Consider the following 24747-nt stretch of genomic DNA (forward strand, 5'->3'; position numbering starts at 1 on the left):
CCGGGCCACCGCCCGGGGCGAGCCTCGCCCGCGACAGGGGTTTTCACCAGGAGAAACCCCTCGGACATGGAGGGGCAAACGTGTTTCGAATGGTGAACTAGAGTCCTCCCAGGGAGTGAAAGCGGCGTTAAATGGAGGCGTTTCATGACCCCCGAAGGAGTCACACCATGATCACGAAAATCATTCTCAGCAGTGCGTTGGCGGTGGCCGCCCTGGTGCCGATGGCATCGCAGGCCGCCGATGTGGGTGTCTCGGTCACCATCGGTGAGCCGGGCTTCTATGGACAGATCGACATCGGCAACGTTCGCCCGCAGGTGGTGTACGAGCGCCCGGTGCTGGTCGAGCGCGTGCCCGCGCCGCTGCCCGCGGTCTACCTGCGCGTGCCCCCGGGCCATCAGAAGAACTGGGCCAAGCATTGCGCGCGCTACAACGCGTGCGGCCGGCCTGTCTATTTCGTGCGGGATGGCTGGTATCGCGATGTCTACGCGCCACAGTACCGCCGCGATCACAGCGAATACCGCTGGTACGCGGACGGCCGTCGCGACTGGCGCGATGACCGCCGGGACGATCACCGCGATGACGGTCCGGGCCATGGGCACGGCCGCGGCCACGACAAGGACAAGGGCAAGGACAAGGATCGGGACCGCGACGACGACCACGGTCACGGCCGCGGACGCTGATCCCCCTCCCTCATCCAGACGACACGACCCCGGCTTGCCGGGGTTTTTCATTTTCGGCGTTCACAATGCGGCCCGCACTTCAGGAAGGACCCATGACCGAACGATTCAAGCCGAGCGTGACCGTGGCCGCCGTGATCGAGCAGGACGGCCGCTATTTGATGGTGGAGGAGCTCACCCGGGACGGTTTGCTGCTGAACAACCCGGCGGGGCATCTGGAGCAAGGCGAATCCACCATCGACGCCGTCGTGCGCGAGGTCCTCGAGGAAACCGCCCGGCCGTTCACGCCGGACGCCTTCCTCGGCGTCTACCTGTCGCGTTTCCTGCGGCCGGACCGCGGCGATGACGTCACCTACGTGCGCCTGGCCTTCACGGGCCGGGTCGGGGATCAGATTCCGGGACGGCCCTTCGACGAGCCGATCCAGCGTACGTTGTGGATGACGCTGGAGGAGATCCGCGCCAGCCGCGATCGCCATCGCAGCCCGCTGATCCTGCAATGCATCGAGGATCACGCCGCCGGGCGGAGGCTGCCGCTGGACGCGGTGCAGGCGCATTCGTCGCTGTATGCGCCGAAAGCCTGGCCCCATTGAAAGCCCCTCTCCCGCTCCGCGGGCGAGGGGGCAAAGCCTCAGAGAGTCATCGCGGCGCTGACGGCCTGCTCCAGGTGGCGCGGCAGGCGCCGGCAGGACTCCAGTTCATTGATCGCGCAGCGGGCCAGGGTCAGAAGCGATTCGCGCTGACGCTCGCGCAGCCGGCGCGGCAGGCGGTCCATCACGCACAGGCTGCCCACGATCTCGCCGGTGTTCAGCGACAGCGGCACCGACGCGTAGAAGCGCACGTACGGCGCGCCCTGCACCAGCGGATGGTCCAGGAAACGCGAGTCCTGCCAGGTGTCGGGCACTTCCTGCAGCCCGCCGTGATGCATCACGTGCGAGCAGAACCCGCGTGCCCGAGGCATGCGGCGCACGTTCAGCCCCGAGGTGCCGATCAGCTTGAGCTGGTTGCCGTCGGCCAGCGCGACAGCCGCCATCGCGCCGCCGCTGATGTCGCAGGCCAGGTCGGCCAGTTCGTCGAAGGCGCTCGGGCCGGGTTGTTCGAGGTCCAGGGCCTCGACGGCGGCCTGGCGCTCTTCCTCGTCGGATTGCAGCGGCGCCAGCCAGCTGCGCAGCAGGGCCAGCGCGTCCTCGGCCTGGCTGCCCTTGTCGAAGAAACCGGAGATGCCGTGCTCGGCGCAGGCCCGGCGCATCTCCTCGTAGTAGCTGTTGCTCAGCACGATCGCCCGGGCGCCCACGCCCAGCTGGCGCATCGCCCGCAGCACGCGCAGCCCGCTGCCGGGCTGCAGCGCGAGGTCCATCAGCACCACGTCGGGCTGGGTCTGGGCGATCACCTCGATCGCGGTCTGCTCGTCGGCGGCCTCGCCGACGACGCGGATGCGGCGCTCCCGGGCCAGCAGCGCCTGCAGTTGGGCGCGGACGGTGAAGGATCCTTCAACGATGACAACGTTCATGATCGGTTCTCCCTGTTGCATCCAGTTTCCGACGCAGCCCCAGCGCGGAGCAGTCGGCGAAAACGGCAGACGCTGTACGCCCGAGCGCAAACCCTTGTCAGCCAAGCCTTACAGGCGGGGGAGAAACGAAAGAAGCAATGGGAGAGATGGGGGAGGAGCCGGTCACCGATGCGGAATTCGTCACGCCCGGGAGGGTGTGACCTCGGGGGTGACCTCGTTCCGGACGGGTGATGCCGACCTTTGGGACAATCCCGCGCCATGAATCCCAAGAAGCAACGCATCGTCGTCGGGTTGTCCGGCGGCGTTGATTCCGCCGTGTCCGCCTGGCTGCTGAAGCAGGCGGGCCATGAGGTCGTCGGCATCTTCATGAAGAACTGGGAGGACGACGACGACAGCGAGTACTGCTCCTCCAACATCGACTTCGTCGACGCGGCCGCGGTCGCGGACGTGATCGGCATCGAGATCGAGCACGTCAACTTCGCCGCCGAGTACAAGGACCGCGTGTTCGCCGAGTTCCTGCGCGAGTACCAGGCCGGCCGCACGCCCAATCCGGACGTGTTGTGCAACGCGGAGATCAAGTTCAAGGCCTTCCTCGACCACGCGATGCGCCTGGGCGCCGAGAAGATCGCCACCGGCCATTACGCCCGGGTGCGCGAGACGCCGCAGGGCCGCACGCAGCTGCTCAAGGGCCTGGACCCGCTCAAGGACCAGAGCTATTTCCTGCACCGGCTCAACCAGGAGCAGCTGCGCAAGACGATGTTCCCGGTGGGCGATCTGCCCAAGACCGAGGTGCGCCGGCTGGCCGAGGAGATCGGCCTGCCCAACGCGAGGAAGAAGGACTCGACCGGCATCTGCTTCATCGGCGAGCGCCCGTTCCGCGAGTTCCTGAACCGCTATCTCTCCCACAAGCCCGGCCCGATCAAGGATGACCGCGGCCGCAAGCTCGGCGAGCATGTGGGGCTGTCCTTCTACACGCTGGGTCAGCGCCAGGGGCTGGGCATCGGCGGCGTCAAGGACAAGGGCGCGCCACGCGGCGGCGGCGAGCACGCGCCGTGGTTCGTCGCCCGCAAGGACCTGGAGACCAACACGCTGATCGCCGTCCAGGGCCACGACCACCCGCTGCTGCAGAGCCGCGCACTGGTGGCGCAGGACCTGAGCTGGACGGACGAGATGCCGGCTGCCACCAGTTCGACCGGTTCCGAGGGCTTCGGCGCCAAGACGCGGTATCGGCAGGCCGATGCGCCCTGCGCGCTGACGCCGGGCGAGGGCCGCATCCGGCTGGACTTCCCGCAGCCGCAATGGGCGGTGACGCCGGGCCAGAGCGCCGTGCTCTACGACGGCGAGGTCTGCCTGGGCGGCGGCGTGATCGCCGAGGCGATCGCCTGAACATCCGCGCGCGGTCCCCGGCAGCTCATCCGCGCATTCGGGGCGCTCGTCGCATGACGGGCGCGACCTGAGGGGCCTCCCATGACAATGCGCACCTCCCCTGCCGGACGTCGCCTTGTGGCACGCTGGCGGTTTGCCGTGTTGTCTGGATTCCCCTTGGATCGTCTGCTCGCCCGCATCACCCAGCCCGCCTTCGTGCTGCGCATCGCCGCGCTGGCGATCTGCCTGCTGGAGCTGGGCTCGGCCGTCTGGGGCCTGATGGGCAACGTCACGGAGCCCTACGACGGCGTGCTCGCCAGCCTGTACCGGCGCACCGGCGGCACCACGCACGACGCACCGTTCGTGCTGACCTGCCTGGCGCTGGTCATGCTCTTCGCCTGGCATTTCTGGCGGCTGGCGCGGCAGCAGTACCTGGACCTGCCGCCGCCTGACGCGCTGGCGCGGGTGGTGCTGCTCAACGGACTGGCGCTGCTGGTCACGCCGGGCCTGCCCTTCCTGGTGACGGTGCTGGCGGCGCTGCTGCTCAACGTGAGACGCGCCTTCAGCTTCGCGCTGACGCAGGTGGTGATCAACGTCGCGCTGTACTGGCTGCTGCCCAGCGAGGCCCAGCGCCTGGAGCAGGTCCAGCCGGACATGCCGTGGTGGCTGAACAGCCTGGGCCTGGCGATGTCCATGGTGGCCTTGCACGGGATGGCTTTCGGGCTGGGCCGGCTGGTGGCCGCGGAGGCCGAGCGGCGACGCTGGTTCCAGGCGATGCTGGCCGAGAAGGAATCCGGCGAGCGCCTGCAGATCGAGCAGCTACGTTATGCCGAGCGCATGCACATGGCGCGTGAGCTGCATGACGTGATGGGCCACCACCTGACGGCGCTCAACCTGCACCTGCAGCTCAGCGAGGCGCTGCTGCAGCGGCACGACGAGCCGGGCGCGGCGCAGGCGGTGGAGAAGGCCAAGCTGGGCGCGGCGGGGCTGCTGGCGGAAGTGCGCGCGGCGGTGTCGCGCGAGCGGGAGAGCCAGCGGATCAACCTCGAGGCGGCGCTGCGCACGCTGGCCGAGGGCATCGCCAGCACGCAGATCGAGCTGGCGCTGGATCCGGTGGCCCAGGACCTGACGCCGCGCTGCGCGCACGCGCTGCTGCGCTGCGTGCAGGAGGCGGTGACGAACGCGGTGCGGCATGCCGGGGCGACGCGGGTGCGCGTCAGCCTGGAGGCCGTGGAGGAATCCGGTCCGCAGGTGCGGGTGCGGGTTGACGACAATGGCCGGGGCACGCGCAAGCTGCGCGAGGGCAACGGCTTGAAGGGCATGCAGGAACGCATGGCGGAACTGGGCGGGACGATGCACGTGCTGCGGCACCACCCCGGGTTCCTGATCGAGCTGAACTGCCCGCGGCGGGCCTGAACCGGGCCGGCGCCATCCAGGAAGGAGAGGACATGAGCGAGAACACGATCAAGCTGCTGCTGGTGGAAGACCAGCAACTGGTGCGCGAGGGGCTGAAGGGCCTGCTGGCGCTGCACGACGACATCCGCCTGATCGGCGAGGCGTCGGACGGCGCGGAGGCGCTGGAGCTGCTGGCGCGCGAGCAGCCCGACGTGATCCTGTCGGACATGCGCATGCCGCGGCTGGACGGGATCGGGCTGATCCGGGCGCTGGCGGCGCGGGCGCTGAAGATCCCGGTCGTGCTGCTGACGACCTTCGACGACACCTCGGCCTTTGACGAGGCGGTGCGGGCGGGGGCGCGGGGATTCCTGCTGAAGGCGATCAGCCCGGACACGCTGGTGCAGGCGCTGCGCGACGTGGTGGGCGGATCGACGGCGCTGCGGCCCTTGCTGACCGAGCGCATGGAGCGCGCGCCGGTGGAGCGCGCCTTCGCGGCGACGCCCGAACCCGAGCCGCTGAGCCCCAAGGAGCTGCAGGTGCTGCGACTGGTGGCCAGCGGGCGCAGCAACACCGAGATCGCTGCGCTGCTGGGCAACAGCGAGGGCGTGATCAAGAACCACTGCTCCGCGGTCTTCGCGAAGATGGGCGTCCGGGACCGCACGCAGGCGGTCCTCAGAGCCATCGACCTGGGTTGGATCTAAATCAGATCCAGAGGTCGTAGTCCTGGAGGGCGCGAATGCGGCGTTCGACGCTGAGGAAGCGGGCGGCGCCCACTTCGCCGATGGCCTTCACCACGCGCGGGTGGTACTTCTTGTAGAGCTTCTGCTCCGCATCGACGTAGCCCAGGTAGCCCTTCGAGAAGTACTTCGACTGCGCGTTGTTCGGCTTGTCGCCGATCTGCACGTACTCCACCGACATGCGGGTGAACTGGCGGTTCAGCGCCGCCAGCTCGCGCTCGTAGGCCTCATAGACCGGCACGAAACGCTTGGTCTGGGCTTCGTCCAGCGACAGCGCCTTCAGCACCACCCCCTTGCGGTCGGCACGGACGGCGTCGCGCAGCGTCTGCGCCTGGGCGGAATCGGGCACCGGCGCCGGATCGGCGAAGGCGGGCAGCGCGGCGGCCAAGGACAGGCACAGCGCGGACAACGCGGCAAACTTCTTCATCTCTCATCCCTCGTGAATCGTCGAAACCTCGACTGCGCGCGGATTCTAGGGAGACGGGTTTGCCCTGACCCTCCGGGACTTCACGGGGAGACAGCGGCCCGCGACGGGCGCCAGCGCGCCAGCCAGCCGCTCGGGCGCAGGTCCGGCACCCGCAGCGTCAACGCCGTGCCGCCGCCTGGCGCGTTGCGCACCGTGAAGCTCGCGTTCATGAGCCGTGCGCGTTCCCTCATGCCGCAGATGCCGTATCGCACGACACCGCCGGCCTGCCGCTCCTCCCAGTCCGCCGCCAGCCCCACGCCGTTGTCCCGAAGCGTCATCGTCATCAGGCGCTCGGCGCGGTAGTCCAGCTCCAGCGTGACCTCGGTGGCCCGCGCATGGCGATCGGCGTTGGTCAGGCCTTCCCGGGCGATCAGCAGCAGCTGGTCCTCGATGGCGTCGGACAGGGCGCGCGCCGTGCCGTGAACACGGAGCCGGAACTGGCCCGGCGGCCGGATCAGGTCCTGGCCCGCCTTGGCGAGGCTCTCGGCCAGCCGCCGGGCCCGGCCTCCCTCGCTGCCATTGCCGCGATCACCCCCGTCGGAGCCGTCACCATCGCGATCGTCATCCCGGTCGCCACCCCTGTCGCCGCCCCTGTTGTCATCCCCGTCCGCGCCGCGACGGCGTTCCGCCGCGTCCTCGTCGTCGATGCGCTGGCGCAACTGACCGACCCGGTCGCGGCCCTCCGCGAGCAAGGCCTCCGCGCGGGTCAGGTCGCGTTCCATCTTGTGCCGCAGCGCCTGGTCGGTCACGCGCCGCACGCTGGCATCCAGCCCCAGCAGCAAACCCTGGAAGCCCTGCAGCAGCGTGTCGTGCAGGTCGCGCGCGATGCGCTCGCGCTCGCGGTGGCGCACCTCCAGCCGCATGCGCAGCCGGGCCTGCAGCGCGCGCACCCGCAGGCGGTAACCGCCCCAGATCGCCACGATCAAGGCCAGGACGATGGCCCATCGGAAGGCGGCGTATTCGTGCAGCGCCGGCGCGATGCGGAAGGACAGCGCCGTGGGCCGCCGGCTCCACAACCCGTCCGGGTTGGATGCGAGCACCTCGAAGCGGTAATCGCCCGGGCCGAGGTTGGCGTAGGTGGCCTCGCGCTGCGTGCCGGCGTCGCGCCAGTCGGCGTCCACGCCCACCAGGCGGAAGCGGTAGCGCACCTGCTCGGCCTTGCTGAGCACGCGCGCCGCGTAGCGCAGCGTCAGCGCGTTCGTGCCCTGCGGCAACTGCTGGCCTTGCGCGGCCGGATAACTCTGTCCGCCGGCCATCAGGGCCTGGACGTCGACGCCGACCTCGCGCGAGTTGCGCGGCGTGCGCGCCGGATCCAGCCACACCACGCCCAGGTTGGTGACGAACCACAGCCGGCCGCGGGCGTCGCGCACCGCCGTCGGCGTGGCCGAGGCCTGCCGCGCGATGCCGGGCAACCCGTCGGCGGCATCCAGCAGCTGGTAGCTGAGCGGGCGCGCCGATTCGACGAACAGCGCCGGCACCTCAGCGGCGGCCAGCCGCACCAGGCCGCGCCCGCCGTTGAGCCACAGGTCGCCGTCGAAGGACTCGACGATGCCCGACACCCGGCCGAAGGCCGGATCGCGGTCGATGGTGATCGTGGAGAAACGGCCGTCGTGGCCCAGCGCCACCCCGTTCTCGCCTGAGACGACCAGCCCATGCCGCGTGTTGAGCACGGCCAGCACCCGCCCCACGCGCAGGCCCTGCTCGGCACCGAAGCGCCGTTGCTGGCCGAGGTCATCGATGCCCAGCAGCACGCCGTCATGGCCGAACCAGACCGCGCCGTCGGCGTCCACCGAGAGCGCATCCGGCGCGACACCATCCAGTTCCGCGTCCTGGACCCGGACGACGCCCGCGCGCGTCGCATGGAAGACGCCGGCCTCGTGCAGCGACAGCCACAGCCCGCCGGTGGGGTCCGCCGCCATGGCGTTGGCCGGCACCTGCGTGCCCGGCGCCGGCTGGCCCGGCGGCAGCGGCCAGCGCTCCCAGCGGCCGCCGGGCGGCGAGCGCCACAGGGTCTCGTTGTCCCACAACCAGAGCGAGCCATCGGTGGCGCGCACGGCCTGCGTGGCCGGGCGGCGCGAGGCGGGACGGGGATCGACGCCGTTCTCGCGCAGCGCGCCGCCGGGCGGGTCGACGCGCCAGTTCGCCGAGGAGCTCGACAACAGCACGCCGCTGCCGTCGGGCTGCACGCTGAAGCCGGTGGAGGCGGCGTCGTCCAGCCGCGTCACGCGGCGGATGCGATGCTGGCGCAGGCTGCTGACGCCGGCGTTGGTGCCGATCCAGATCTCGCCGTCGTCGCTTTCCAGCAGCGGCACGGTGATCGACGATCCCAGCCCGTCCGCGACGGTGAACCACTGCCCGCGCGACCAGTCCAGCTGCTGGCCCGCGAGCAGCCGCGCCGCGTCGGCCGCGTCGGTGCGGAACACGCCGCGCCCGTTGACCGTCACCCACAGCCCGCCGTCGCTGGCGAAGAGCATCTGCTTGACCAGCGTCGAGGGCTGGCCGTCGCGCGCGGACACGACGCTGGGCGAGAACGGCGCTGCGGCCAGGTCGTCGACCCGCACGGGACCGGGCGCCGGCGCCGTGTCGGGCAGGCTGCTCCACGAGCGCCAGGAGCCGGGCAGGCCCAGCGGTCTCACCCCGCCGCGCCCGTCCGCGAGCCACAGGCGGTCCTGACCGTCCTGCGTCATCACGGCACTGCGCCCGACCGACACGCCGGTGGTCTCGAAGCGCTCGGCATTGGCCGCGCGCCGGTAGAGCCGCTCACCCGAGCTGACCCAGAGCGTGCCCTGGCGATCGCGGAACAGGTATTCGGCGCCGGCTTCGGGATAACCGTCGGCCTCGCCGACGCGGTGCCAGCGCTCGCCGTCGAAACGCGCCAGGCCGCGGCCCGCCGCCGCCCACAACACGCCGCCCGCGCGCACCAGGCGCAGCACGCGGCCGCCGGGCAGTCCCTGCGCCGGCCCGTAACGCACGACGCCGCTGTCGCGCAGCTGCAGCACGCCGCCTTCGTAGAGGCCGATCCACAGGCTGCGGTCGTCGTCGACCAGCAGCGCGTTGATGTTGAGCGCGGGCAGCGGTTGACCGCCCGGCCGGTAGCGCTCGAAGCGCAGGCCGTCAAAGCGGTACAGCCCCATGCCGGTGCCCAGCCACAGGACGCCCTCGCGGCCGCCGCCCAGCGTCCAGACGTCGGCCGGCGCGCCCTCGCGCACGCTCCAGCTGCGATGGGAGAAGTCGGGGAAGTCGAGGGCGGGCGCGGCGGCCGCGGCGACGGCGTGCCCGGACGTGACGGCCAGGATGATCCCGCCGACGAGCGTGCCCAGCAGGCGCGCGACGATGCGCGGAGTCACGCCTCGCGCCGCGATCAGGCGGCGACCCGCGCGTCCGCGCGCGGCGACAGCGCGCGCGCGGGCACCGGGACAGGGTCGTCACGGACGGGTTCGTCCTCGATCAGGCCGCGGCGCAGCGCCTCGGTGGCGGCCTGCGTGCGGCTGCGCGCGCCGAGCTTCTGCAGCAGCGTCTTCACATGCGTCTTGACGGTGCCCGCCGCCACGCCCAGCCGCAGGCCGATGGACTTGTTGTCCAGCCCCAGGCACAGCATCCGCAGCACGTCGTGCTCGCGCGGCGTGAGGTCGTCGCCCAGCCAGCCCTCGGCCACCGCGCCCGCCGCCGTGCGGCACAGGTAACGGCGACCCGCCGCGACGGCGCGGGCGGCGTCGCGCAGCTCCTCCAGCGCGCAGGCCGCGTGGACGTATCCCAGCACGCCCGCGGCCATCGCCTGACGGACCCGGCCGCCGTGCGTCACGGGGCTCACGACCAGCCACTGCGGGCCGGGTAGGGCGCCCGAGGCCGCGCTGCGGCGCGGCAGGCCGGACAGCGCCAGCAGCGCGCCCTCGTGGTCGGCGACGACCAGCCGCACCGGTTCCTCGCGGGCGTTGGGGCCGAGCGCCACCCGGGCCGGCCAGGTCGCGCTCGCGCCGTCCAGCGCGGCATCGGCGGTCTCGTGGGCACGGAAGAACGGCGACAGCGCGGTGGCGATGCCGGCGCGCAGCAGCGGATTGCGGTGCAGGACGACGGCGTCGAGGACGGCATCGGACGAGGCGTGGGGTCGCTCAAGCAGGGACATGGACAGCTCCCGAGGGTCGGTGAGGGGCGAGGGGGCCAGGAAGGCGACGGTGTCGCTCTCGTGGCGGTGGTGGCGCCTGGCGACTGCGCCGATCATCGGGAATCCATGCTGCAGTGCGATAGCCCCGGTCGAGTCGATGCCCACTACCCGAAAGGGTGGCGGCCCCCGGGAAGAGGGACGCCCGCCGGAGTGCCCCCCTATGATCGCGGCCATGGCGCCCACGCTCGAACCCATCCGTGTCCTGACGGTCGACGACCACCCGCTGATGCGAGAAGGCATCGCGGCGGTGCTCGAGGAGCAACCGGACATGGCCCCGGTGGGCGAGGCCGCCGACGGCTGGCAGGGCCTGCAGGCCTTCGAGCGCCTGCGCCCCGATGTCACGCTGATGGACATCCAGATGCCGGGCATGGACGGGCTGGAGGCCCTGTCGCGGGTGCGGGCGCTGAGCCCGAGCGCGCGCGTGATCGTGCTGACCACGTTCAAGGCCGACGCGCAGGCCTGGCAGGCGCTCAAGCTGGGCGCGTCGGGTTACCTGCTCAAGACGCAGCTGCGCACCGAGCTGCTCGACGCGATCCGGTCCGTGCACCGCGGCCATCGGTGGATCCCCAACGAGGTCGCGCAGGAGATCGCCGCGCACGCCGGCCAGGAACAGCTCTCGGGACGGGAGATCGACGTGCTGGAGCACATCGCGCAGGGCCTGAGCAACCGCGAGATCGGTGGACTGCTGTCGCTGTCCGAGGACACGATCAAGGCGCGCGTGAAGATGATCCTGGCCAAGCTCGACGCGCGCGACCGCACGCACGCGGTGGTGCTCGCGCTCAAGCGCGGTCTCCTGCGTCTGTGACGCCGCTGTGATGCGGCTGTGACGCCACCGCAACCAAACGTCACGCCCGTCTGCCTCTGACGGGAGAGCACCGGCTGCGCCATCGGCGGCTGTTGCGCATCGGCTGGGTTTCCTAGGATTTCGTCATCCCTCGGAGACCCTCGATGACGAATCCTTCGACCCCCTCGGACCTCACCCGGCGCGACGTGCTCGCGCTGGGCGGTCAGCTCGCGCTCGCCGCGTCGCTGCCGCTGGCCCTGGCCGACAACGCCCTGGCCAAGACCGTTTCCCCTTCTTCCACACACGCCCTACCAGGAGCCCCCATGAGCTACGTCACCACCAAGGACGGTACCCAGATCTTCTACAAGGACTGGGGCAGCGGCAAACCCGTCGTCTTCTCCCACGGCTGGCCGCTGAGCGGTGACGCCTGGGAAGACCAGATGCTCTTCCTCGGCCAGAACGGCTACCGCGTCATCGCCCATGACCGCCGCGGTCATGGCCGCTCCAGCCAGAGCTGGAACGGCAACGACATGGACACCTACGCCGACGACCTGGCCGCGGTGCTCGACAAGCTCGACATCAAGGACGCGATGCTGGTGGGCCACTCCACCGGCGGCGGCGAGGTCGCCCGCTACGTTGGCCGTCACGGCGTGAAGCGCGTGTCCAAGGTCGTGCTGGTCGGCGCCGTGCCGCCGACGATGATGAAGTCCGCCGCCTATCCGAACGGCCTGCCCAAGGAAGTCTTCGACGGCATCCGCGCCGGCGTGCAGAAGGACCGCTCGCAGTTCTACAAGGACCTGACCACGCCGTTCTTCGGCGCCAACCGTCCCGGCGCCGCCGTGACGCAGGGCATGCGCGACAGCTTCTGGCTGCAAGGCATGCAGGGCTCGCTGAAGTCGCAGTTCGACTGCATCAAGCAGTTCTCGGAAGTGGACTTCACCGAGGACCTGAAGAAGATCACCGTTCCCACGCTGATCATCCACGGCGACGACGACCAGATCGTGCCCATCGGCAACTCCGCCGAGCTGTCCGTGAAGCTGGCGCCCAAGGCCACGCTGAAGGTCTACAAGGGCGGCAGCCACGGCCTGGCCGCCACCAGCAAGGATCAGCTCAACGCCGACCTGCTCGCGTTCGCGAAGTCCTGATCCCCGCGTGACCCTTGTTGTCGCGGCATGACCCGCCTGGCGCGGATCGGCCGCGACGCCTGATTTCGATCCCTGTTTCCTGTTGAGGAGATCCCCATGAGCAAGCTCGCCAAGGCCGTTCCCGGCGCCAAGCTGTTGAACCCGAAGGACCACACGCTGGTCATGATCGACTTCCAGTCGCAGATGGCCTTCGCCACGCATTCAATCGATGCGACCAACCTGCGCACCAACGCCTCGCTGGTGGCCCAGGCGGCCGCCGGATTCGGCGTGTCGACCATCCTGACCACAGTCGCCGAGAAGAGCTTCTCGGGCCCGATGTTCGAGGAAGTCACCGCGCCCTTCCCCGGCAAGAAGATGCTGGACCGCACCTCGATGAACACGTGGGAAGACGTCGCGGTGATCGAGGAAATCAACCGCATCGGCAAGGACCGCATCGTGCTGGCCGGCCTGTGGACGAGCGTGTGCATCGTCGGACCGGCGCTGTCGGCGATCGACCAGGGCTTCGAGGTCTACGTGATCACCGACGCCTGCGGCGACGTGTCGCTGGAAGCGCACAACCGCGCGGTGGAGCGCATGGTGCAGGCCGGCGCGCAGCCGATCACCTCGCTGCAGTACCTGCTGGAACTGCAGCGCGACTGGGCCCGCGGCGAGACCTATGACATGACCACGGGCATCGCCAAGAAGGTCGGCGGCGCCTACGGCATCGGCATCAACTACGCCAAGACGATGTTCAACGCCCACGAGGGCTGAAGACGACCCGGGTGACCCGCGGGTCACCCCACCGACCCCCTGAAAGGCGGCTGTCATGAATGCATATGTGTTGTCGGCCGTCGTCGGTCTGGTCGTCGGCATCCTCTACGGCGTGCTCAACGTGCGATCGCCGGCACCGCCGGTGATCGCGCTGGTGGGTCTGCTGGGCATCCTCGCGGGCGAGCAGATCCCGCCGCTGGTGCGGCAGTGGCTGCACCGCGATCCGGCGCAGGTCAGCTGGATCGAGCAGAAGGTGCGTCCGCACATGTTTGGCGAGATGCCCGGCTGTGAGAAGTCCAAGTCGGCGAACCAGGAGCCCCGCGATGCCTGACAAGAATCTTTCCGGCACCCCCTCGGCCACCACTTCGGCCACCACCTCGGTGACGCCTGATGTGGTGCTGTTCAACGGCCGCTTCACGACGCTGGACCGCACGCGGCCGAGCGCCCAGGCGGTGGCCGTCAAGGACGGCCGATTCCTGGCCGTCGGCGCCAATGACGAGATCCTGGCGCTGGCCGGCGGCGCGACGCGCCGCATCGATCTGAAGGGCCGCGGCGTGCTGCCGGGCCTGATCGACAACCACCTGCACATCATCCGCGGCGGCTTGAACTTCAACATGGAGCTGCGCTGGGACGGCGTGCGCAGCCTGGCCGACGCAATGGCGATGCTCAAGGCGCAGGTCGACATCACGCCCGCGCCGCAGTGGGTGCGCGTGGTGGGCGGTTTCACCGAGCACCAGTTCCACGAGAAGCGCCTGCCGACGATCGACGAGCTCAATGCCGTCGCGCCGGACACGCCGGTCTTCATCCTGCACCTGTACGACCGCGCGCTGCTGAACGCGGCGGCGCTGCGCGCCGTCGGCTACACGCGCCTGACGCCGGAGCCTCCGGGCGGACAGATCCTGCGCGACGCGGCCGGCAATCCGACCGGGTTGCTGCTGGCCAAGCCCAACGCGTCCATCCTGTACGCGACGCTGGCCAAGGGCCCGAAGCTGCCGCCCGAGTACCAGCTCAACAGCACGCGCCACTTCATGCGCGAGCTCAACCGGCTGGGCGTGACCGGCGCGATCGATGCCGGCGGCGGCTTCCAGAACTATCCCGAGGACTACCAGATCATCCAGCAGCTGTCCGATGCCGGTCAGCTGACGATCCGCCTGGCCTACAACCTGTTCACCCAGAAGGCGGGGCAGGAGAAGGACGACTTCCTCAACTGGGCGAAGTCGGTCACCTACAAGCAGGGGGACGACTACTTCCGCCACAACGGCGCGGGGGAGATGCTGGTGTTCTCCGCGGCGGACTTCGAGGACTTCCGCCAGCCGCGTCCGGACATGCCCGACCAGATGGAGGGCGAGCTCGAGGAGGTGGTGCGCATCCTGGTGCAGAACCGCTGGCCGTGGCGCATGCATGCGACGTATGACGAGACGATCTCGCGCGCGCTGGATGTCTTCGAGAAGGTGCATCGCGACACGCCGATCGACGGGCTGAACTGGTTCTTCGATCACGCGGAGACGATCTCGACGCGCTCGATGGACCGGATCGCCGCGATGGGCGGCGGCGTGGCGGTGCAGCACCGCATGGCCTATCAGGGGGAGTACTTCGTCGAGCGCTACGGCGCGCGGGCCGCGGAGGCGACGCCGCCGGTGGCGGAGATGCTGCGCCGGGGCATGAAGGTCTCGGCGGGCACGGACGCGACGCGCGTGGCCTCGTACAACCCGTGGGTGTCGCTGTCGTGGATGGTGACGGGCCGCACGGTCGGCGGGCTGCAGATCACGCCGCAGCGCAACTGCCTGGACCGCGAGGCGGCGCTGCGCATGTGGACGGAGAACGTCACGTGGTTCTCCAACGAGCAGGGCAACAAGGGCCAGATCGCCGCGGGCCAGTTGGCCGACCTGGTCGTGCCGGACCGCGATTTCTTCGGCTGCCCGGAGTCGGAGATCGCCGACACGAGCGCGCTGCTGACGATGGTGGGCGGCAAGGTCGTGTGGGGCGCGGGCGATTTCGCGTCGCTGGATGAATCGGCGCCGCCGCCGGCGATGCCGGACTGGTCGCCGGTGCGTCGATATGGCGGCTACGGCGCCTGGGGCGCGGAAGGCAAGCCGCTGCAGGCGGCGATGCAGCGCGTGGCGTGCTGCGACACGTCCTGCGGGGTGCATGGCCACGCGCATGCGAATGCGTGGGCGTCGGAGGTGCCGGCGTCTGATCTCAAGAGCTTCTGGGGCGCGCTGGGTTGCGCGTGCTGGGCGGTGTGAGCGAGGAGTCCCCTGATGAGCGAATTCCGAGCGACACGACTGTTCTCCCCCGCCGCCCCGCGGTGGGTGGAGACGATCCTGCAATGGCCCACCTTTGGGGTGGTGTTGCGGGTGGGGCTGGCGTCGGCCTACCTGATCGGTGGGATCGACAAGGCGATGGACTTCCCGGGCGCGGTGGCGGAGCAGGCGCATTTCGGCCTGCAGCCGGCGGCGCTGTGGGCGGTGCTGGCGATCGCGGTGGAGCTGATCGGCGCGGTGCTGCTGATCGTCGATCGCTGGACCTGGCTGGCCGCGGGCGCGCTGGGCGTGCTGACGCTGGTGGCGATGGCGGTGGCCAACAACTTCTGGGACATGAGCGGACAGGCGAGGTTCATGGCGAAAAACGCGTTCTTCGAGCATCTCGGTCTGATCTGCGGGCTGGCGTGCGTGGCGCGCCTCTCGGTGCTGGAGAGAAAGGTGCTGGCATGACGGGCGCGAAGCGGTTGCTGGTGGCGAGCCTGGCGCTCGGGTTCATCGGCGGGTATGTCGACACGGTGGGCTTCGTGGCGCTGTTCGGGCTGTTCACGGCGCACGTGACGGGGAACTTCGTGCTGATCGGCGCGGAGCTGAGCCGCTCGAGCGGGGCGAGCGTGCTGCTGAAGCTGCTGGTGTTCCCGACGTTTGTGCTGGCGGTGGCGGCGGCGCGGATGGTGGCGTTGCGCTGCGAGCGCACGAAGACGGTGGCGAGCCGGCCCTTGCTGCTGATGCAGGCGGTGCTGCTGGTGGTGGCGCTGGTGTGCAGCGTGCCGGCGGGCGTGGCGCTGGCGCCGGATGCGCCGTGGGCGATGGCCACGGGGCTGTTCATGACGGCGGCGATGGGGGTGCAGAACGCGGCGGGCCGGCTGGCCTGGCCGGCGCTGACGCCGACGACGGTGATGACGGGCAACGTGACGCAGGTGGTGATCGACGGGGTCGACCTGCTGCGCGGCGCGGCGGGACCGGAGGTGCGGGAGCGCCTGGGCCGTTTCATCTGGCCGGTGGCGGCGTTCGCGATCGGCGCGCTGTCGGGAGCGTTCGCGTTCGTGGCGTGGAAGTTCTTGGCGCTGCTATTACCCCTGGTGATGCTTGCCGGCCTGGTCGTGATGGATGTGAGGGCGGATCACAAGGCGTGAGGCGGGGCCTGGCGTCCAGAATGGCGCCTCGACGATTTGACGAGGACGACACCATGACACGCGACCAGGCCCTGACCGATGCTGCCCAACAACTGGGCTACGACTTCGACGGCGAGATCAAGGCCGGCGGCAACTACGTGCCGATCACCCGGGAGGGGAACACGGTCTACCTGAGCGGCCAGGTGCCGCGCGTGGGCAGCACGGTGGTCGTCACCGGTCGTGTGGGCGTGGATGTGGACCTCGCCCGCGCGCAACTCGCCGCGAGGATCTGCGTGATGCGCGCGCTGGTGCTGCTGCAGCGATCGCTGGGCTCGCTCGACGCGGTGAAGCAGGTGCTGCGGATGAATGTCTTCGTGCAATGCGCCGACACGTTCACGCAGCACAGCGAGGTGGCGGACGCCGCCTCGGATCTGATCGTGCAGATCCTCGGCGAGTCCGGTCCGCATGCGCGGACCTCGGTCGGCGTGCTCTCGCTGCCCAAGGGGGCGAGCGTGGAGCTGGACCTGACGGTGGCGGTGACCGGCTGAGGCGCAGGAGTCTCCCGCCCGCCGCGTCGTCGTGTTGCTGATCGGCATTCACGGCTTCGCCGCGCCGACGTCGGTCCTGCCATGCACGAACGGATGGAAAGTGCTGGCCCGTTTACAGCCACCTCGACGACCTGACATCCGTCGTCTTCGTTGCAGCGGGTGGGAGACCTCTTCTGCTGGCAATCGGGAAGCCCGCGCCGGCCTTCGCCTCTGACCCGAAAACGAAAAAGCCCGCCGATCGGCGGGCTTCGCGCATCTGGCCGCAAGGCGATCAGAACGGAATATCGTCATCCATGTCATCGAAGCCGGTCGCCGGCTTCGGCGCGGGAGCCGGAGCGCGAGGCGCCGCGGCACGCGGGGCCGGCGCGCGCGGCGCGTCGAAATCGCCGCTGTCACGGCCGCTGCCGCCACCGCCACCACCGCTGCGCTCCTGCGAGCGCTCACGGCTGTAGCCGCCACCACCGCCACCACCCATCTCATCGCCGCCGTCACGGCCGCCCAGCAGCTGCATCTGCTCCGCGATGATCTCGGTCGTGTAGTTGTCCTTGCCTTCCTTGTCCTGCCACTTGCGCGTCTTCAGACGGCCCTCGACATACACCGGACGACCCTTCTTCAGGTACTCGCCCGCGATCTCCGCCAGGCGGTCGTAGAACACCACACGGTGCCATTCGGTCTCTTCCTGACGCTCGCCGCCCTCGCGGCTCTTCCAGTTGCGCGTCGTGGCAATGCTCACGTTGCACACCGCGCTGCCGCTCGGCGTGTAGCGCAGTTCGGGATCACGGCCCAGATTGCCGAGGATGATGACTTTGTTGACCGAGGCCATGATGGTTGCCTTCGCTTGCGTGTCGTTGAATGTTCGAAAAGGGAAACTTCGCGCCGCCAATCGCCCGATCTCGAGCTCGTTCCGGTTCGCCCGGAAACGCGGCGCAGGGGGCGGATTATGCCGCCCACCCATTCCCGCCGACATTCCTCGGAAACGCCGATCCGCTGCCTCATCCCGGGCAGCCGCTCACCGATTCCGGGGAGCGATGCCCCGTTCGCCCGGGCGTGAGGACCTCCCGGTCTCAGCCCATCTTCCGGCGGCCGAGCTTCTCCGCGTACATCGCCGCGTCGGCCTGCTGCATCAGCTCGTCCAGCGTCAGCGGCCGGTCGGCGGCCATCTCCGCGTGCCCCGCGCTGAAACCGACCTGGTAACCGCGCTGCGCCCGCAGGTTGAGCGCCTCCACCTGCGTGCGCACCCGGTCCAGCGCCGGCGCCATCTGCACGGTCGCCGTGCCGCTGAGCAGCACCACGAACTCGTCCCCGCCCGTGCGCGCGATCACGTCCGACGCCCGCAGGCAGAAACGCAGGATGTCCGCGAAGGACTTCAGCGCCCAATCGCCCTCCGCATGCCCGTAGCGGTCGTTGATCCGCTTGAACTGGTCGAGGTCGAAATACAGCATCGTCGCCGGCCACTCCTTTCTGCGGCACAGCGCCAGCACATGCCCGGCCTGCGACTCGAAACCGCGCCGGTTCGCCAGCCCCGTCAGCTCGTCCACCATCGCCATGTACATCGCGGCGAACTGCTGCTCCACCATGAACGCCAGGTCCCGCAGCGTGGCCTGGTCGTCCTCGTCGAAGCCGCGTGGCACCCGGTCGATCAGGCACAAGGTGCCTAGCCGATGGCCGCTGGGCGCGCGCACCGGGCAGCCCGCGTAGAAGCGGATGCGCGGCCCGTCCGTCACCAGCGGGTTGTCCGCGAAGCGCGGGTCGGCATGCGTGTCGGGGATCAGCAGGATGTCCTCGGCCATGATCGCGTGGCCGCAGAAGCTGATGTCGCGCGGCGTCTCGCGCACGTCCAGCCCCTGCGCGGACTTGAACCACTGCCGGTCCGCGTCCACCAGGCTCACCAGCGCGATCGGCACCTGGAACAGGCGCCGTGCCATGCGCGTCAGGCGGTCGAAACGCTCCTCGGGATCGGTGTCCAGCACCTGCAGCACGCGCAGCGTGGACAGGCGGGCGTTCTCGTCGTCGGGCAAGGGCGCAGCGATCATGTCGAACTCTCTGCCAATGCGGGGGGAACGAAGCGCTCATGAAACCGGCCAGGACCGCTGAACCGACCCCTCGCCGATGTGCGGGACAATCGAGGGCTCCATGAGTTCCTCCAAGCATCATCCCGGCCCGCTCGACATCCTGCAAGAGGTGTTCGGTTACAGCGCCTTTCGCGGCCAGCAGGCCGAGATCGTCGACCATGTGACCGGCGGCGGCGACGCCCTGGTGCTCATGCCCACCGGCGGCGGCAAGTCGCTCTGCTACCAGATCCCCGCCATCGCCCGCCAGCGCGCCGGCCATGGCGTCACCGTGGTCGTCAGTCCGCTCATCGCCCTGATGCACGACCAGGTCGGCGCCCTCGAGGAGGCCGGCGTCGATGCCGCCTTCCTCAACTCGACCCAGTCGCTGGAGGAAACCCAGCGCATCGAGCGCGAGATGCTCGCCGGGCGCCTCACGCTGCTGTACGCCGCACCGGAACGCGTCAACACCGCGCGATTCATCGCGCAGATGCAGTCGCTGTACGAGCGCGGCCTGCTCGCGCTCTTCGCGATCGACGAGGCGCATTGCGTGAGCCAGTGGGGCCACGACTTCCGCAGCGAGTACCTGTCGCTGTCGCTGCTGCACGAGCGCTTCCCCGACATCCCGCGCATCGCGCTGACCGCCACCGCCGACGACATCACCCGCGCCGACATCATCGAGCGGCTGCAGCTGGAAGAGGCCGAGGTCTTCGTCGCCTCGTTCGACCGGCCCAACATCCGCTACCTGATCGTCGAGAAGGACAGCCCGCGCGAGCAGCTGTTGCGCTTCATCCAGGACGAGCACGAGGACGAGGCCGGCGTCGTCTATTGCCAAAGCCGCAAGAAGGTCGACGAGACCGCCGAATGGCTGCGCTCCAAGGGCATCAACGCGCTGCCGTACCACGCCGGCATGGAGCAGGACCAGCGCAAGCGCCACCAGGACCGCTTCCTGCGCGAGGACGGCATCGTGATGGTCGCCACCATCGCCTTCGGCATGGGCATCGACAAGCCCGATGTGCGCTTCGTCGCCCACCTGGACCTGCCCAAGAACATCGAGGGCTACTACCAGGAGACCGGACGCGCGGGCCGCGACGGCGAACCCGCCGAGGCCTGGATGGCCTACGGGCTCGCTGACGTCGTCCAGCAGCGCCGCATGATCGACGAGAGCCCGTCCACCGACGAGTTCAAGCAGGTGCAGCGCGGCAAGCTCGATGCGCTGCTCGCGCTGGCCGAGGCCATCGACTGCCGCCGCGTGCGGCTGCTGGCCTACTTCGGCGAGGACAGCGAGCCCTGCGGCAACTGCGACAACTGCCTGAATCCGCCCGCGACCTGGGACGGCACCGAGGCGGCGCGCATGGCGCTGTCGTGCATCTACCGCTTCCATCAGGCCACGGGGTTCAGCTTCGGCTCGGGCCATCTGATCGACGTGCTGCGCGGCAAGGAGACTGACAAGGTCAACCAGTACCGCCATCAGGAGCTGTCGACCTGGGGCGTGGGCGCCGCGCTCAGCGAGCAGCAATGGCGCGCCGTGATCCGGCAGCTGATCGCGCTGGGCTACGCGGTGACCGAGGGCGAATACAACACGCTGTCGCTGGGCGAGGGCGCCAAGGCCGTGCTGCGCGGCGAGGTGCGGATGATGCTGCGTCAGCCCGCGGTGCCGACGCGGCGCGGCAAGACGAGCCGCTCCAGCGGTTCGAGCTCGCGGCGCTCGGAAGCCGAGGCCGACCTGGATGCCGCCGCCCAGGCGCGCTTCGACGCGCTCAAGGCCTGGCGCGCCGAGGTCGCGCGCGAGCACGGCCTGCCGGCCTACGTGATCTTCCAGAACGTGACGCTGGCCGAGCTGGCCCGCGCGCAGCCGCGCTCGCTCGACGAGATGTCGGGCATCAGCGGCATCGGCGCCAAGAAGCTCGAGGCCTACGGCGAGGATCTGCTGCGGGTGCTCGGCGAGGACTGAGCCTCGCCGAGGTCCTCGCGCTCAGCGAGGGTAAAGACCGCGCTCAGCGCGCGTTCAGTTCGCGCTGGCCTTCAGCTTGCGGCGCCATGCGTGCAGCAGCGGCTCGGTGTAGCCGCTGGGCTGCGACATGCCCTTGAACACGAGGTCCAGCGCGGCCTGATACGCCATGCTGTCGGGCTGGCCGGCCATCGGGCGGTACAGCGGATCGCCGGCGTTCTGACCGTCGACGACCGCGGCCATGCGCTCGAAGGTCGCGCGCACCTGCGCCTCGCTGACGATGCCGTGATGCAGCCAGTTGGCCACGTGCTGGCTGGAGATCCGCAGCGTCGCGCGGTCCTCCATCAGGCCGACGCCGTTGATGTCGGGCACCTTGGAGCAGCCCACGCCCTGATCGATCCAGCGCACCACGTAGCCGAGGATGCCCTGGATGTTGTTGTCCAGTTCCTGCTGCTTCTCGGTGTCGGACCAGTTCGGCGTGTCGGTCACCGGGATGGTCAGCAGGCGCTGCAGCAGTTCGGCGCGGTCGACGCCGGGCGCCTCCGATTCGATCTGCTGCTGCACCTGCGCGACGCTGACCTGGTGGTAATGCAGCGCATGCAGCGTGGCCGCGGTCGGGCTGGGCACCCAGGCGGTGTTGGCGCCGGCCTTGGGGTGCGCGATCTTCTGCTCCAGCATCGCGGCCATCAGGTCGGGCATGGCCCACATGCCCTTGCCGATCTGCGCGCGGCCGCGCAGTCCTGCGCTCAGGCCCACCAGCACGTTGGCGCGCTCATAGGCCTGGATCCAGGCGCTCGTCTTCATGTCGCCCTTGCGCAGCATCGGGCCAGCGAGCATCGCGGTGTGCATCTCGTCGCCGGTGCGGTCCAGGAAGCCCGTGTTGATGAAGGCCACGCGGCTGGGCGCCGAGGCGATGCTGGCGGCGAGGTTAACGCTGGTGCGGCGTTCCTCGTCCATGATCCCCAGCTTGACCGTCGAGGCCGGCAGACCCAGCAGCTGCTCGACGCGTCCGAACAGCTCATCGGCGAAGCCGACCTCGGCCGGGCCGTGCATCTTGGGCTTGACGATGTAGATCGAGCCCTGGCGCGAGTTGCGCAGGCCCGAGCCCGACAGCTGCTTGAGGTCATGCAGCGCGATCAGCGTGGTGATGACCGCGTCCATGATCCCTTCGGGGATCTCGCGGCCGCCCTCCAGCAGGATCGCCGGGTTGGTCATCAGGTGGCCGACGTTGCGCACGAACAGCAGCGAGCGGCCCGGCAGCACGACGTCGTCGCCGCCGGTGGCGGACTTGTAGACGCGGTCCGGATTGAGGCGGCGCACGAAGCTGCGGCCGCCCTTGCTGACTTCCTCGGTCAGGGTGCCGCGCAGGATGCCCAGCCAGTTGCGATAGGCGAGCAGCTTGTCCTCGGCGTCGACCGCGGCGATCGAGTCCTCGAGGTCGAGGATGGTCGACAGCGCCGATTCCATCAGCAGGTCTGACACGCCCGCCGCGTCCGTCTTGCCGATCGCGGAGGCGCGATCGATCTGGATCTCGATGTGGATGCCGTGATGACGCAGCAGCAGCGCGGTCGGCGCGGCGGCATCGCCCAGATAGCCGATGAACTGGGCCGGATCGGCCAGCGCCACCGTGCGGCCGTCCTTCAGCGACACCGCCAGCGCGGTGCCGTCCACGCGGTAGCCGGTCGAGTCCGCATGCGACGCGCCCGCCAGCGGCGCGGCCTGGTCCAGCACCTGGCGCGCGAAGGCGATGACCTTGTTGCCGCGCACCGGGTTGTAGGCGCCGCCGCGCTCGGCGCCGTCGGTCTCGGGGATCGCGTCGGTGCCATAGAGCGCGTCGTACAGCGAGCCCCACCGCGCGTTGGCCGCGTTCAGCGCGTAACGCGCGTTCAGGATGGGCACCACCAGCTGCGGGCCGGCTTGCACGGCCAGTTCGGCGTCGACGTTCGCGGTCGTGGCGCGCGGGTCGGCCGGCAGCGGCACCAGGTAGCCGATCTGCTTCAGGAAGGCCTGGTATGCGGCCATGTCGCGGATGGGGCCTGGATTGGCGCGATGCCAGCCGTCGAGCTCGGTCTGCAGCCGGTCACGTTCCGCCAGCAGCGCGGCGTTCTTCGGGGCGAGCTCATGGGCCAGCGCATCGAAGCCTTGCCAGAACGCGGCCGGTTCGATGCCTGTGCCGGGCAGCGCCTCGGTCTCGATGAAGCGGGCCAGTTCGGCGTCGACCTGGAGGCGGTGATGTTGGCTGCGTGCGCTCATGGCGGCTCCCAAAGAGGGGGATGAAGGACGGAATGCTCCGACTTTAGGGCGGGAGCCCCCGCCGATTCATGTCGGCCCTGGTCGGAGATCCCTGACTTTTTTGCACAAATAACAACGACCAGGGCCTCCATTCATTGCGTCGAACGATGCAACGGTCCAACAATCGGCGGCCATGGACCGCTTGAAACAGATCGAGTCCTTCGTGCTGGTCGCGACCAAGGGCAGCCTCACGGCCGCGGCGCAGGCGGAGGGGGTGGCCCCGGCGGTGATGGGCCGTCGGCTGGACGCGCTGGAGGCCCGCCTGGGCGTGAAGCTGCTGTTGCGCACCACGCGCAAGCTGACCCTGACGCACGAGGGCATCGCCTTCCTGGAGGATTGCCAGCGCCTGCTGGGCGAGTTCGCCAGCGCCGAAGCGAGCGTGAGCGCGGGCGGCGTGAAGGCCACGGGGCACTTGCGGATCACCGCGCCGGCGGGTTTCGGACGCCGGCACGTGGCGCCGCTGGTGCCGGTCTTCCTGTCGCGGCATCCGGAGGTGAGCGTGTCGCTCAACCTGAGCGACCGCGTCGTGGACATCGTCAACGAGGGCTTCGACTGCGCGGTGCGTGTCGGTGATCTCAGCGATTCCAGCCTGATCAGCACGCGGCTCGCGGACAACCGGCGGTTGTGCGTGGCCGCGCCGTCCTACCTGAAGCGCGCGGGCACGCCGCGCCATCCCGCCGAGCTGATGCGGCACGAATGCCTGACGCTGAGCTCCGACGCGAGCCAGACGCGCGGCTGGGCCTTCCGCATCGATGGGCAGGTGCAGCACCTGCGCCCGAGCGGGCGGCTCGACTGCAGCGACGGTCAGGTGCTGCACGACTGGTGCCGGCAAGGGCTGGGGCTGGCGTGGCGGAGCACCTGGGAGGTGGCCGCGGCGATCGGCGCGGGCGAGCTGGTCAGCGTGCTGGACGATTTCGCCGCGCCGCCGAATGGCATCTTCGCGGTGCTCCCTCAGCGCAAGCACCTGCCGTTGCGGGTGAGGCTCTGGATAGACTTCCTGAAAGAGCATTACGGCAGCGCCGATTACTGGACGCGTGCCGCCACCTGGGAACCCACATGACTGGAGACCTCATGACGCTTGAAGCCCTGCTTGCCGGCCTGCACATCGTGGCCATCCTGAGTCTGGTCGTCTTCCTGGCGAGCCAGGCGGCGCTGTGCCGCGGCGAATGGATGAACGCGGCGGTGGTGCGCCGGCTCTCGCGGCTGGACATGATCTACGGCCTGACGGCCGTGGCGGTCCTGCTGACCGGTTTCGCCCGCACGTGGTGGGGCATGAAGGGGCTGGGCTGGTACTGGCATCAGCCGCTGCTGCACTTCAAGTTCGGGATGTTCGTCGTGATCGGGCTGATCTCGATCAAGCCGACGCTGACCTATCGCCGCTGGCTCAAGGCGTTGGACGGCACGGGCGCGCTCCCGGCGGAATCCGAGATCCGCGCCACGCGCCGTCTGGTGATGGTGCAGGCGCACCTGCTGATCCTGATCCCGATCGCGGCGGTGATGCTCGCGCGCGGGGTCCTGGTCAAGTAGGGCGCCTGCCCTTCAGG

The 24747-nt window shown here is 69.7% G+C and carries 23 protein-coding genes; 16 read left to right on the forward strand and 7 right to left on the reverse strand.

Translation table 11 applies throughout. The features are described 5' to 3' along the window. Nucleotides 1–167 precede the first annotated feature (167 nt). Complete coding sequence (locus ACNI65_RS24460; protein WP_416760045.1) at nt 168–680, forward strand: hypothetical protein; 513 nt, start codon at nt 168–170, stop codon at nt 678–680. A gap of 92 nt (nt 681–772) precedes the next feature. After that, nucleotides 773–1267: an NUDIX hydrolase gene (locus ACNI65_RS24465; RefSeq protein ID WP_416760046.1), complete on the forward strand. Its 495-nt coding sequence runs from the start codon at nt 773–775 to the stop codon at nt 1265–1267. A 38-nt stretch (nt 1268–1305) separates the two neighbouring features. On the opposite strand, the gene ACNI65_RS24470 is transcribed toward ACNI65_RS24465, so the two are convergent. Beyond that, entirely contained in the window at nt 1306–2184 is an 879-nt protein-coding gene (locus ACNI65_RS24470; RefSeq protein WP_416760047.1) for a response regulator, read from the reverse strand. A 258-nt stretch (nt 2185–2442) separates the two neighbouring features. On the opposite strand from ACNI65_RS24470, the gene mnmA reads away from it, so the two are divergent. The 3 genes from mnmA (at nt 2443) to ACNI65_RS24485 (ending at nt 5645) form a co-directional block, all read left to right on the forward strand. After that, entirely contained in the window at nt 2443–3570 is a 1128-nt protein-coding gene (gene mnmA, locus ACNI65_RS24475; RefSeq protein ID WP_416760048.1) for a tRNA 2-thiouridine(34) synthase MnmA, read from the forward strand. A 156-nt stretch (nt 3571–3726) separates the two neighbouring features. After that, entirely contained in the window at nt 3727–4965 is a 1239-nt protein-coding gene (locus tag ACNI65_RS24480) for a sensor histidine kinase (protein WP_416760050.1), read from the forward strand. Nucleotides 4966–4997: 32 nt separating this feature from the next. Further along, on the forward strand, nt 4998–5645 hold the full coding sequence (locus tag ACNI65_RS24485) for a response regulator transcription factor (RefSeq protein ID WP_343641342.1): 648 nt from the start codon (nt 4998–5000) through the stop codon (nt 5643–5645). 1 nt (nt 5646) lies between these two features. Here ACNI65_RS24485 and ACNI65_RS24490 read toward each other — a convergent pair whose 3' ends face one another. From ACNI65_RS24490 to ACNI65_RS24500, 3 genes are all read right to left on the reverse strand, one after another. After that, nucleotides 5647–6108, reverse strand: a complete 462-nt coding sequence (locus tag ACNI65_RS24490; RefSeq protein ID WP_416760052.1) for a hypothetical protein — start codon at nt 6106–6108, stop codon at nt 5647–5649. An 80-nt stretch (nt 6109–6188) separates the two neighbouring features. Beyond that, nucleotides 6189–9494 (reverse strand): triple tyrosine motif-containing protein, encoded by a 3306-nt coding sequence (locus ACNI65_RS24495; protein WP_416760054.1) that lies wholly within the window; start codon nt 9492–9494, stop codon nt 6189–6191. 14 nt (nt 9495–9508) lie between these two features. Next, nucleotides 9509–10270, reverse strand: coding sequence for a response regulator transcription factor (locus ACNI65_RS24500; RefSeq protein ID WP_416760056.1), 762 nt, complete (start codon nt 10268–10270; stop codon nt 9509–9511). A gap of 211 nt (nt 10271–10481) precedes the next feature. Here ACNI65_RS24500 and ACNI65_RS24505 point away from each other — a divergent pair, with 211 nt between their 5' ends. From ACNI65_RS24505 to ACNI65_RS24540, 8 genes are all read left to right on the forward strand, one after another. Continuing rightward, entirely contained in the window at nt 10482–11114 is a 633-nt protein-coding gene (locus ACNI65_RS24505; RefSeq protein WP_416760057.1) for a response regulator, read from the forward strand. Nucleotides 11115–11416: 302 nt separating this feature from the next. After that, nucleotides 11417–12238 carry an alpha/beta fold hydrolase gene (locus tag ACNI65_RS24510; RefSeq protein WP_416763699.1) on the forward strand — a complete coding sequence of 274 codons (822 nt, stop codon included), beginning with the start codon at nt 11417–11419 and terminating at the stop codon, nt 12236–12238. Between the two features lie 96 nt (nt 12239–12334). Beyond that, complete coding sequence (locus ACNI65_RS24515; protein WP_416760059.1) at nt 12335–12988, forward strand: hydrolase; 654 nt, start codon at nt 12335–12337, stop codon at nt 12986–12988. 55 nt (nt 12989–13043) lie between these two features. Next, nucleotides 13044–13319 carry a XapX domain-containing protein gene (locus ACNI65_RS24520; protein ID WP_416760060.1) on the forward strand — a complete coding sequence of 92 codons (276 nt, stop codon included), beginning with the start codon at nt 13044–13046 and terminating at the stop codon, nt 13317–13319. Then, nucleotides 13312–15234, forward strand: a complete 1923-nt coding sequence (locus ACNI65_RS24525; RefSeq protein WP_416760061.1) for an amidohydrolase — start codon at nt 13312–13314, stop codon at nt 15232–15234. Before ACNI65_RS24520 ends, ACNI65_RS24525 begins: the two co-directional genes overlap by 8 nt. Nucleotides 15235–15249: 15 nt before the next feature. After that, complete coding sequence (locus ACNI65_RS24530) at nt 15250–15702, forward strand: DoxX family protein (protein ID WP_416760063.1); 453 nt, start codon at nt 15250–15252, stop codon at nt 15700–15702. After that, a complete protein-coding gene (locus ACNI65_RS24535; RefSeq protein WP_416760065.1) occupies nt 15699–16385 on the forward strand; it encodes a YoaK family protein in 687 nt (228 codons plus the stop codon). The genes ACNI65_RS24530 and ACNI65_RS24535 overlap by 4 nt, the downstream gene beginning before the upstream one ends. Nucleotides 16386–16438: 53 nt before the next feature. Beyond that, complete coding sequence (locus ACNI65_RS24540; RefSeq protein ID WP_416760067.1) at nt 16439–16912, forward strand: RidA family protein; 474 nt, start codon at nt 16439–16441, stop codon at nt 16910–16912. 271 nt (nt 16913–17183) lie between these two features. Here ACNI65_RS24540 and ssb read toward each other — a convergent pair whose 3' ends face one another. Further along, a complete protein-coding gene (gene ssb / locus ACNI65_RS24545; protein ID WP_416760069.1) occupies nt 17184–17735 on the reverse strand; it encodes a single-stranded DNA-binding protein in 552 nt (183 codons plus the stop codon). Nucleotides 17736–17976: 241 nt separating this feature from the next. Then, complete coding sequence (locus ACNI65_RS24550; protein WP_416760070.1) at nt 17977–18945, reverse strand: diguanylate cyclase domain-containing protein; 969 nt, start codon at nt 18943–18945, stop codon at nt 17977–17979. A 100-nt stretch (nt 18946–19045) separates the two neighbouring features. Here ACNI65_RS24550 and recQ point away from each other — a divergent pair, with 100 nt between their 5' ends. Next, a complete protein-coding gene (gene recQ, locus ACNI65_RS24555; protein ID WP_416760071.1) occupies nt 19046–20914 on the forward strand; it encodes a DNA helicase RecQ in 1869 nt (622 codons plus the stop codon). Nucleotides 20915–20968: 54 nt separating this feature from the next. On the opposite strand, the gene ACNI65_RS24560 is transcribed toward recQ, so the two are convergent. After that, entirely contained in the window at nt 20969–23164 is a 2196-nt protein-coding gene (locus tag ACNI65_RS24560) for a malate synthase G (RefSeq protein ID WP_416760073.1), read from the reverse strand. Nucleotides 23165–23336: 172 nt separating this feature from the next. Here ACNI65_RS24560 and ACNI65_RS24565 point away from each other — a divergent pair, with 172 nt between their 5' ends. Together ACNI65_RS24565 and ACNI65_RS24570 are read left to right on the forward strand one after the other, a co-directional pair. Continuing rightward, the gene (locus ACNI65_RS24565; RefSeq protein ID WP_416760074.1) at nt 23337–24263 is read left to right on the forward strand and encodes a LysR family transcriptional regulator; all 927 of its coding nucleotides are present in this window, start codon (nt 23337–23339) and stop codon (nt 24261–24263) included. A gap of 11 nt (nt 24264–24274) precedes the next feature. Then, nucleotides 24275–24730, forward strand: a complete 456-nt coding sequence (locus ACNI65_RS24570; RefSeq protein ID WP_416760076.1) for a DUF2214 family protein — start codon at nt 24275–24277, stop codon at nt 24728–24730. The last annotated feature ends 17 nt before the right edge of the window (nt 24731–24747 follow it).

Source organism: Roseateles sp. So40a, from assembly GCF_048081605.1.
Taxonomy (GTDB): domain Bacteria; phylum Pseudomonadota; class Gammaproteobacteria; order Burkholderiales; family Burkholderiaceae_C; genus Roseateles.

Excerpts from the sequence above, each read along its gene's own strand:
- ACNI65_RS24490 (WP_416760052.1), bottom strand. The coding sequence starts at position 6,108 with ATGAAGAAGTTTGCCGCGTTGTCCGCGCTGTGCCTGTCCTTGGCCGCC.
- ACNI65_RS24470 (WP_416760047.1), bottom strand. The coding sequence starts at position 2,184 with ATGAACGTTGTCATCGTTGAAGGATCCTTCACCGTCCGCGCCCAACTG.
- ACNI65_RS24540 (WP_416760067.1), top strand. The coding sequence starts at position 16,439 with ATGACACGCGACCAGGCCCTGACCGATGCTGCCCAACAACTGGGCTAC.
- ACNI65_RS24465 (WP_416760046.1), top strand. The coding sequence starts at position 773 with ATGACCGAACGATTCAAGCCGAGCGTGACCGTGGCCGCCGTGATCGAG.
- ACNI65_RS24565 (WP_416760074.1), top strand. The coding sequence starts at position 23,337 with ATGGACCGCTTGAAACAGATCGAGTCCTTCGTGCTGGTCGCGACCAAG.
- ACNI65_RS24520 (WP_416760060.1), top strand. The coding sequence starts at position 13,044 with ATGAATGCATATGTGTTGTCGGCCGTCGTCGGTCTGGTCGTCGGCATC.
- ACNI65_RS24460 (WP_416760045.1), top strand. The coding sequence starts at position 168 with ATGATCACGAAAATCATTCTCAGCAGTGCGTTGGCGGTGGCCGCCCTG.
- ACNI65_RS24515 (WP_416760059.1), top strand. The coding sequence starts at position 12,335 with ATGAGCAAGCTCGCCAAGGCCGTTCCCGGCGCCAAGCTGTTGAACCCG.
- ACNI65_RS24500 (WP_416760056.1), bottom strand. The coding sequence starts at position 10,270 with ATGTCCCTGCTTGAGCGACCCCACGCCTCGTCCGATGCCGTCCTCGAC.
- ACNI65_RS24560 (WP_416760073.1), bottom strand. The coding sequence starts at position 23,164 with ATGAGCGCACGCAGCCAACATCACCGCCTCCAGGTCGACGCCGAACTG.
- recQ (WP_416760071.1), top strand. The coding sequence starts at position 19,046 with ATGAGTTCCTCCAAGCATCATCCCGGCCCGCTCGACATCCTGCAAGAG.
- ACNI65_RS24510 (WP_416763699.1), top strand. The coding sequence starts at position 11,417 with ATGAGCTACGTCACCACCAAGGACGGTACCCAGATCTTCTACAAGGAC.
- ACNI65_RS24505 (WP_416760057.1), top strand. The coding sequence starts at position 10,482 with ATGGCGCCCACGCTCGAACCCATCCGTGTCCTGACGGTCGACGACCAC.
- ACNI65_RS24530 (WP_416760063.1), top strand. The coding sequence starts at position 15,250 with ATGAGCGAATTCCGAGCGACACGACTGTTCTCCCCCGCCGCCCCGCGG.
- ACNI65_RS24535 (WP_416760065.1), top strand. The coding sequence starts at position 15,699 with ATGACGGGCGCGAAGCGGTTGCTGGTGGCGAGCCTGGCGCTCGGGTTC.
- ACNI65_RS24550 (WP_416760070.1), bottom strand. The coding sequence starts at position 18,945 with ATGATCGCTGCGCCCTTGCCCGACGACGAGAACGCCCGCCTGTCCACG.
- ACNI65_RS24485 (WP_343641342.1), top strand. The coding sequence starts at position 4,998 with ATGAGCGAGAACACGATCAAGCTGCTGCTGGTGGAAGACCAGCAACTG.
- ACNI65_RS24525 (WP_416760061.1), top strand. The coding sequence starts at position 13,312 with ATGCCTGACAAGAATCTTTCCGGCACCCCCTCGGCCACCACTTCGGCC.
- mnmA (WP_416760048.1), top strand. The coding sequence starts at position 2,443 with ATGAATCCCAAGAAGCAACGCATCGTCGTCGGGTTGTCCGGCGGCGTT.
- ACNI65_RS24570 (WP_416760076.1), top strand. The coding sequence starts at position 24,275 with ATGACGCTTGAAGCCCTGCTTGCCGGCCTGCACATCGTGGCCATCCTG.
- ssb (WP_416760069.1), bottom strand. The coding sequence starts at position 17,735 with ATGGCCTCGGTCAACAAAGTCATCATCCTCGGCAATCTGGGCCGTGAT.